This is a genomic window from Mesorhizobium sp. P5_C1, from assembly GCF_054049815.1.
In genome coordinates this window covers 1-7,528 of the sequence record NZ_JBFULQ010000267.1, presented here as the reverse complement: position 1 = coordinate 7,528, position 7,528 = coordinate 1, and the positions used below count along the sequence as shown (strand labels likewise).

Here is a 7,528-nt window from a genome sequence, read left to right as displayed (position 1 = left end):
GCCGTATACTCGTTGCGTCGCTCCGGCGTCCCGGCAGGATTGCGGAAGATCGCGCCGCAGGTTGTCTGAGTTTTCGGAATGGCATCGCACAGGAAGTTCTGCTGCACCCAACTGGTTCCTTTGTCTATCCATGCGCCTCCCCCGCGCAGGTCACGACCGAGGATGAGCGACTTGATCTCCGAACCGGTAAGCCGGTCCTTCGCATCCAGATCGACCGCTTCCGGCAACTCCGGCAGACCGGCCTTGTCCAGGCCGTCCAGCAGACGCCCGATGTCAGCCGGATTCTTGAACACGAAATACCTCTGCGTGACCAGTTGATTTGCCCCACCATCCTTTCGTTCCAGCATGACGTTCCTTAGCCTGTCACTATAGGCCGCGACCTGGTCACTGCGCCCCAGATGCGCGTAGGCCGAAACCAACACCTGCAGGCCGTAGAATTTCGGCCATGGATCGGGCGATTGGAGATCGATCCTTTCAAGGTAGTCGACGGCTTCCTCGAAACGACCCTGGCCAAATTCAGCCAGCCCGGCCTGGTAGTGCCGATGGTCATTGCCGCCTGGATCGACACGGTTGGCCGCGACGAGATAGTCGCGCGCCTCGTCCGGCCTGCCATTGAAATTCAGGGCTTCCGCCAGCCCGACATAGTTCAGGGGATCGCTCGGGTCGAGCGCCACTGCCTTGAACATAACCGCGACTGCCTCGTCGGACCGGTGCTCGCGAACCAGCAAACTGGCGACGAGCTGATAGTAGGACGGCGAAGGATGCTTGGCCGCCTCCCCCAGGTACTTGTAGACGTTGTACAGCGCACTGATGTCCGAAGCGGCCAAAGCTTGGACCCGCGGCCCGTCCGTGTCCCAATAGGCCCATGCGAGCGAGGCTGCCGCCGCGCCGAAATTCGGATCGAGTTCCAGCGCCTGCTGGAAAAACCTCACCGCCTGCGCAAACTCGTCTGGAGTATTGCGACGATTGTAGATTTCCATGCCCTGGAGGTAAGCTTCGTAGGCTGCAGGATTGCGCGTGCCCCCCGCGACATCTGCCTTGCCTTGGGCGCTGACGAGACGCAGCTTGAGCGCGCCTGCGATGCTGACGACGACCTTGTCCTGCAGTGCAAACACATCCGTCCACTGGCCGTCGAAACGTTCTGCCCAGAGATGACCGGTGGTCGAGCCGTCGATCAATTGCGCGTTGATACGCATGTCGTCGCCGACCCGACGTATCGAGCCCTCCAGTATGTACCGGACACCAAGCGCTGCGGCGACCTCGGCGGGTTTTGTCTCCGTGCCCTTGTAGGTGGAAGCCGCGTTCCTCGATACGACGAACAGGCCGGGCACGCGTGCAAGTTCTGTGGTCAGGTCCTCGGTGAAACCGTCAACCAGATAACCTTGCGCCTTGTCGTCGCTGAGATTGTCAAATGGAAGCACGACGAGGGATGGCCGGGTGTCGGCTTTCGCATTGGCCGTCAGAGCGGTGGGCCGAAGCGGTGGCTCCCACGGTCGCCACCACGCTGCTGCAAGGCCAACTGCGACGACAAGGGCCCCAACAGCGGTGGCCAGATTGCGCCTGAAGCGTGGGTGTCGATTGACGGCCATGGGCTTTCCCGCCACCGCGGGATCGAGCAGCACCCGGTACGCCTGCACCGGTTCGGCGATGTTCTTCAGCTTCTGTTGGCCCATCGGCTCAAAGCCGAAAGCCAATTTCTTCTCAACCTCTTTTGCGACCTTTTCCGAGACACAGATGCCGCCAGGTTCCGCTAGTTGTTGGAGCCTGGCAGCGACGTTGACGCCCTCGCCATATCGGTCCTCGCCCTCGACAATCACCTCGCCGAGATTGATCCCGATCCTGACGCGAATCCGATGATCCTCGGAAACGGCGGCGTTGCGTTCGGCCAGGGCTTGCTGCAACGACACGGCACATTCGACCGCGTCCACGACGCTGCCGAATTCGGCCAGCAGTCCATCGCCCATCAGCTTGAAGATATGGCCGTGATGGCGGGCAATCTCAGGCTCGAACAGGTCCTTGCGTTGAGCACGGAGGCGCTCGAACGTGCCGGCCTCGTCGCGTTCCATCTGGGCGGAATAGCCCACGACATCGGCAGCGAGAATGGCGGAAAGCTTACGGTCCATCGATCTGGCCTGTCCCCCGTGAAGTATAGACCTGGTCATACTGAAATGAAACGACCGACCTCTCCGGCGTCCGTTGCCGGTGTCTCGGGATCATCCAGCAAAAGCCGTCGATGGCCCTGCTCCGTACCGTCGCGGGGCCGAGAGAGGCGATGCTCTATCCAAAATGTTCGATCAGCAATTCGGTGGGGACGCGGATCTTCCGCGCAGGGTGCTGTCCAGGTGGGCGGACGACGAATATGCCGGCCTCGGGGAGCKGATAGCGTGTCATCACCGGGACCAGGGCGCCGGAAGCAACATGGCTCTCGGTTACGAAATCCGGCAGCGAGGCGATGCCGAGCCCCGCGACTGCGGCGGCGGCAAGGGCGGTGCCGMTATCCGCCTTGAACCGCCCCTGTGGGTGAACGGTGATCGTTTTGTCGCCGTCCATGAATTGCCAGGTTTCCGTCCCTTGCATGACGGTCTGGTGGGTCAGGAGTTCGTCCGGCGTCTCGGGTGCCCCATGCGCCTTGATATAGTCCGGGCTGGCGACGAGCTTACCGCGGATCGGTTCGATGCGACGCGCGATCAGGTGTTCCCGCGGCCGTCCTTGGGGCCGATCCGGCGGTGCCCGGCGGCCGCCGTGTCCTGTTTGCCTCAGGGGACGAACCATCGGCACGGGCCACCATTATCGACCTGATCGAGCGCCTCGGCTTCGCCGCAGTCGATCTAGGTGGTATCACCGAAGGCGGCCGTGCCCAGCAATTCGGCGGCGGCGTTGCCGCAAAGCAATTTGTTCAACTCGGATGACCAGCACTCGCCGATGATGGCAAGGAACGGTTGAGGAAGGCATCGACCGAATGACATCGGGCATCCACCACATCACGCTGGTTACACGCAAGGTCCAGGCCAACGTCGATTTCTATGTTGGCTTTCTCGGACTGCGTCTGGTCAAGCGGACCGGTGGTTTCGAAGACGCCGAGCAACTCCATCTGTGCTACGGCGACAGCATCGGTTCGCCAGGATCTCTGATCACCTTCCTCGTATGGGAGGACGGATCACCCGGCCGGGTTGGCCTCGGCCAGGTCGCCGAAATTGCGCTTTCCGTCGAGCCCCGCAGCATCGGCTTCTGGCTGACGAGGTCACTGCAGTTCGGACTGAATGCGAGCGGGCCAACGCAGGAATTCGGCGAGCCAGTGCTGCGCCTGACCGATCCGGACGGTGTAGCAGTCAAGATCGTGGGAAGCGCACTGCCCGCACGTGCGTCACCGGCCGACAGCCGAGGAATCGAGCCGGCCGATGCAATCCGCCGCGTCCGTGGCGCGACGATTTTCTCGGCGGTTGCCGAGCAGACGTCGGCATTCCTGCAGGACTATTTCGGCTATCGCCCGCTCAAGCACGCCGGGGCCGTGCAGCGCCTTGTCTCGGACAGCGGGGATGTTGTCGATGTCCGTGATGCCGTCGGTTTCTGGCCAGGCGCGCCCGGAACCGGCGTGGTCGACCATATCGCCTTCCGCACGCCGGACATTGCTGCCCTGGAGACGGTGGAGCGCCGACTTGCAAGCCGCAACTCCAGCGTCACCAATGTTCACGACCGCAAGTATTTCGTATCTCTCTATGTCCGTGAGCCGGGAGAGACCCTGTTCGAACTCGCAACAGACGGACCCGGGATGACGGTCGATGAACCCATCGAAACCCTCGGCTCGGTGCTCTTCGTTCCGCCTTCCGACGCCGAGCGGGCCGACGCCATCCGCACGCGGCTGCCGCAATTTTCGATGCCTGGCGAGGATCGCATCCGGTATCTCGACCTGCCCTTCGTGCACCGGTTCCATGTGCCATCCGACCCTGACGGCACAACGCTCGTCCTGTTGCATGGGACCGGCGGTAATGAAGCCGACCTGATGCCGTTCGCGGCAAGCCTGGCGCCGCGCGCTACCTTTCTGGGGGTGCGCGGGCGCAGCGTCGAGGAGGGCACCTTGCGCTGGTTCCGCCGATTTTCGGCTACCTCGTTCGATCAAGCCGACATAAGGGCCGAGGCAGCTGCCTTTGCCGCCTTCATGGATGGCGCAATCAGCGGCTATCGGCTTGTCCCGGAGAAGCTGGCGTTCCTCGGATATTCCAACGGCGCCAACTTTCTGGCGGCGGCCATGCTGCTCCATCCGCCCCTAGCCCAGCGCGCGATCCTGCTTCGCCCCTCCTTGGTCCTCGAGGCCCGACCGGACGCGGATCTGTCCGGCTGCCGGATAGTGATGATCGAGGGGCGCGATGACCCCTATGCATCGCTTCTCCCGGGTCTTGCGGCGTTGCTGAGCGCGCATCATGCCACAGTGTCCGCCCTGACAGTGCCTGCTGGCCACGAACTGAGCGATGCCGATCTGCACGTCCTGGGATCGTTGATAGAAAACTGGCTTGCCTGATGCATGAACTGCGCTGCGAACTCATGGGGAGTTGTGGCAGCGGTTGCGAGCATAGCGTCCACGACCTCGGCCCCCCATCGTCGTCGGAATGCACTGCCGCACAATCCGGCGGCGTCAGCCTGGTCTACAGCCCTGCGGCCGTGTCCGCTCGGGTATGCTCGACAGCCTCGGGTCGATATTATAGCATTAACTATATTAGTGATTGCTTGACAAAATGCCTAACCTCTGGTTTCCTGACTTGCCGGGTATTGAAACAAAGTTTGTTGCGTTTCCGGACGGTGTTCGCATGTCGACCTTGGTTGTCGCGGACCCGCGGGGGGTGTATCTCGCCGGTCTGGAATGGGTTCTGCGGAAGGCTGGGCACGATGTCGTCGCTCAGTGCCGCCGTCCTGTCGACATTGTCCCCAATGTGGAGCGCCATCGGCCCGATATCGTGATMGTCGGCCTGGATATCGCGGACCCGCGCATGGCCGGTATTTCCTCCCGGCTGAAGGCCTGCGACAGCGCTCTCGGCATCATCTTCATCGTGCAGCCGAACGGCAGGCTCGACATCAAGGAAATACAGGCGCTCGACGGCGACGGCCTGCTTCTGGACGGCATCAGCCATCGCTATCTTCTCGAATGCGTGAATGCGGTGGCGGCAGGCAAGAAATRGATCGACAACAAGATCGTCCAGCAACTGCTGATGCCAGAACCGCAGCACCAGCCGACGTCCAGGCTGACCGGGCGGGAGACCGAGATCGCCGATCTCGTCTCGCGCGGGTTGCGCAACAAGACCATCGCGCAGCGGCTGCATGTATCCGAAGGCACGGTGAAGATGCACCWGCATCATGTCTACGAGAAGCTGCATCTCGATGGCCGGGCCGAACTGGCCTGGGTGTCGCATGGCAAGGGCGCCGAGCGTCCAGGAACCGGCCCGCTCTGATCATCGCTTTCCGCTGGCATCGACAGGGTGCAGCTACAAAACGAAAAGCCGCCTGACGGCATCGACCTCGATGCCGTCGCGATCGCCGGCGGCGCCCGCGCCGGCCTGATCTATCGAACGATATATATCGTTCGATCAGGTATGGGCATTCACCCCAATACTATCGAACCGAGAATGGACGCGCCCACTTCATTGGCGGCAAATTGACGGATTGAAGGCCGCAGATTCAGTGGGCCAGGGGATGCGCTGGGGTGGGTGCATCGGCATCTGGGGGCTGGGCCCCCGTCACGTGATAGGGGAGCACAGCAATGACCATCAGCTTTATTCTCAACGACGAGGCCGTCAACGACCAGACCACCGGGCTGCAAACCGGCGACAACGTCGACGATGCCTTTACGGACACCGATGTCGCGTACTCCGCTTTGCCGGCCTCGTTCCGGACCTATCTCGAATCAACTCTCGGGCTGAATTCCGCGTTCCCGGCCAGCATCGGCGTCGCGACCAAGACGAACTCGGTCACCGTCAACGCCACCGCCGGCTCCCAGCTCGTCGGCACTACGTTCACCGACGGCAATGGCGGCACCCTCAATGGCGATGATAGCGGGCTCAACACCCTCGGCGGCAAGGATATCCTGCTCTTCGCCGATGGGAACAACACCGTGATCGGTCGCTATGACAGCGATGGCAACGGTATTGTCAACAATCTGGACGCGATCGCCTTCGTCGTCTTCAAGCAGGACGTGATCAACGCCGGCGCGACCAGCGACCAGGTGACCTTCAACATTGTCACCTATGTTCCGATCTTCCATGGCGGCAACCCCAACCCGGACGACGCGGTCGATCTCGGGAACACCCTCAAGCTCGCGGCGAGCGAGACGCTCAACTTCGGCTTTGCCGGAGCGCCCTCCGGCAGCAACCTGTTCATGACCTTCGGCGATCCAAACTCCACCCAGATCGTGGTGATAGGGAAAGATCCATTGAACCAGTCCGAGGGCGGAAACATCTCGACCAAGGATGTGCTCAATATCAGCCAGGCCGGCAGCACCACCTCGTTCGGCGTCAACGGCAACGCGATCAACCCTACCGAGGGGGCGTACATCACCTACGTCTCGGGCACGAACACGAACTTCCTCGTGCCGAATCTGGACCAGAACGAGGCCGATGTCGAAGCCAACATCGACTTCCAGAATGTCGTCAGTGCGACGGGAGCATCCTTCACCGTCAACCAGACCAATCCGGGCATCGGACMCGTGACCGTCAAGATCTCTGCCTTCACCACCGTCGCGGAGTCGGGAGTGAACTTCGTCGACGGGCTCACCAACGACACGCACGTCGCCATCACGTCGTTCTCGCTGACAAACGTCGTCGTCAAGACAGGCAATACGCAATATACTCCGGCCGCCTCGATCGACGCCAACGGCGACTTGATCATCACGGGCCTAAGCAGCGGCGACACGGTGCAGTGGACGACAAGCGGAACCCATAATCGGGTGCTGATCGAGAACGTCAGCAACGCGGATAGCGATCCCAGCAACGACAACAACACTTTCGACATAGGCGGCTTCGGCATCGTGACATCCAACTCCGCCTCGGAGTTCGTCGGCCAGCAGATCGTGATCGAAGATGACGGCCCGACGGCGGGCATCGTCCAGGGCGCTCCCACGGTGGCGCATGACGAGACCGCGGGCATCCAGGCAGATGCCGACGACACCACGGCACCCGCGGTTGTTGCCCTGTTTGCGGGCGTCAGCAATGTCAGCTCCGATCTGAGCCCGACCGGCTACGCGCAGGACCCAGGCGCGGTGGTGTCCTCCACCGGAAGCTCGTTCGGCACCGATCAGGAAGGCGGCACGACGGCATTCTCGCTGGCGGTGTCCGCCGCCGGCGTGGATTCCGGCCTCGACACGACCGCCGGCACCAGCATCTTCCTGTTCAAGGAAGGCGATCTGGTGGTCGGCCGCATCGGCGGGGCCGGTGGGGCGGCGGCGTTCGCTGTCGCCATCAACAGCACGACCGGCGTCGTCAGCGTGGCGCAGTATGCCTCGATCCATCATCCGACCCCGGGAGCCAGCCACGACGAGTCGGTG

At 62.3% G+C, this 7,528-nt stretch carries 5 protein-coding genes and 1 pseudogene; 4 read left to right on the top strand and 2 right to left on the bottom strand.

The annotated features are described in order from the left end of the window. Together ACXJ7R_RS19875 and ACXJ7R_RS19870 are read right to left on the bottom strand one after the other, a co-directional pair. Positions 1-2,123 (bottom strand): adenylate/guanylate cyclase domain-containing protein (locus ACXJ7R_RS19875; RefSeq protein ID WP_457153336.1); only part of this gene is annotated, 2,123 nt, incomplete at its 3' end. A 154-nt stretch (positions 2,124-2,277) separates the two neighbouring features. Further along, positions 2,278-2,694 (bottom strand): annotated as a pseudogene (locus ACXJ7R_RS19870) (LysR substrate-binding domain-containing protein); the annotation flags it as partial. A 265-nt stretch (positions 2,695-2,959) separates the two neighbouring features. Between ACXJ7R_RS19870 and ACXJ7R_RS19865 the strand changes: the two are divergent. From ACXJ7R_RS19865 to ACXJ7R_RS19850, 4 genes are all read left to right on the top strand, one after another. Further along, complete coding sequence (locus tag ACXJ7R_RS19865) at positions 2,960-4,516, top strand: VOC family protein (RefSeq protein ID WP_457153335.1); 1,557 nt, start codon at positions 2,960-2,962, stop codon at positions 4,514-4,516. Between the two features lie 466 nt (positions 4,517-4,982). Then, positions 4,983-5,441, top strand: coding sequence for a response regulator transcription factor (locus tag ACXJ7R_RS19860; RefSeq protein WP_457153334.1), 459 nt, complete (start codon positions 4,983-4,985; stop codon positions 5,439-5,441). 27 nt (positions 5,442-5,468) lie between these two features. Beyond that, entirely contained in the window at positions 5,469-5,648 is a 180-nt protein-coding gene (locus ACXJ7R_RS19855; RefSeq protein ID WP_457153333.1) for a hypothetical protein, read from the top strand. A 101-nt stretch (positions 5,649-5,749) separates the two neighbouring features. Further along, a partial coding sequence (locus ACXJ7R_RS19850) for a DUF5801 repeats-in-toxin domain-containing protein (RefSeq protein ID WP_457153332.1) occupies positions 5,750-7,528 on the top strand: 1,779 nt, incomplete at its 3' end.

Coding starts and splice junctions, on each gene's coding strand:
- ACXJ7R_RS19865 (WP_457153335.1), top strand. CDS start 2,960: ATGACATCGGGCATCCACCACATCACGCTGGTTACACGCAAGGTCCAG.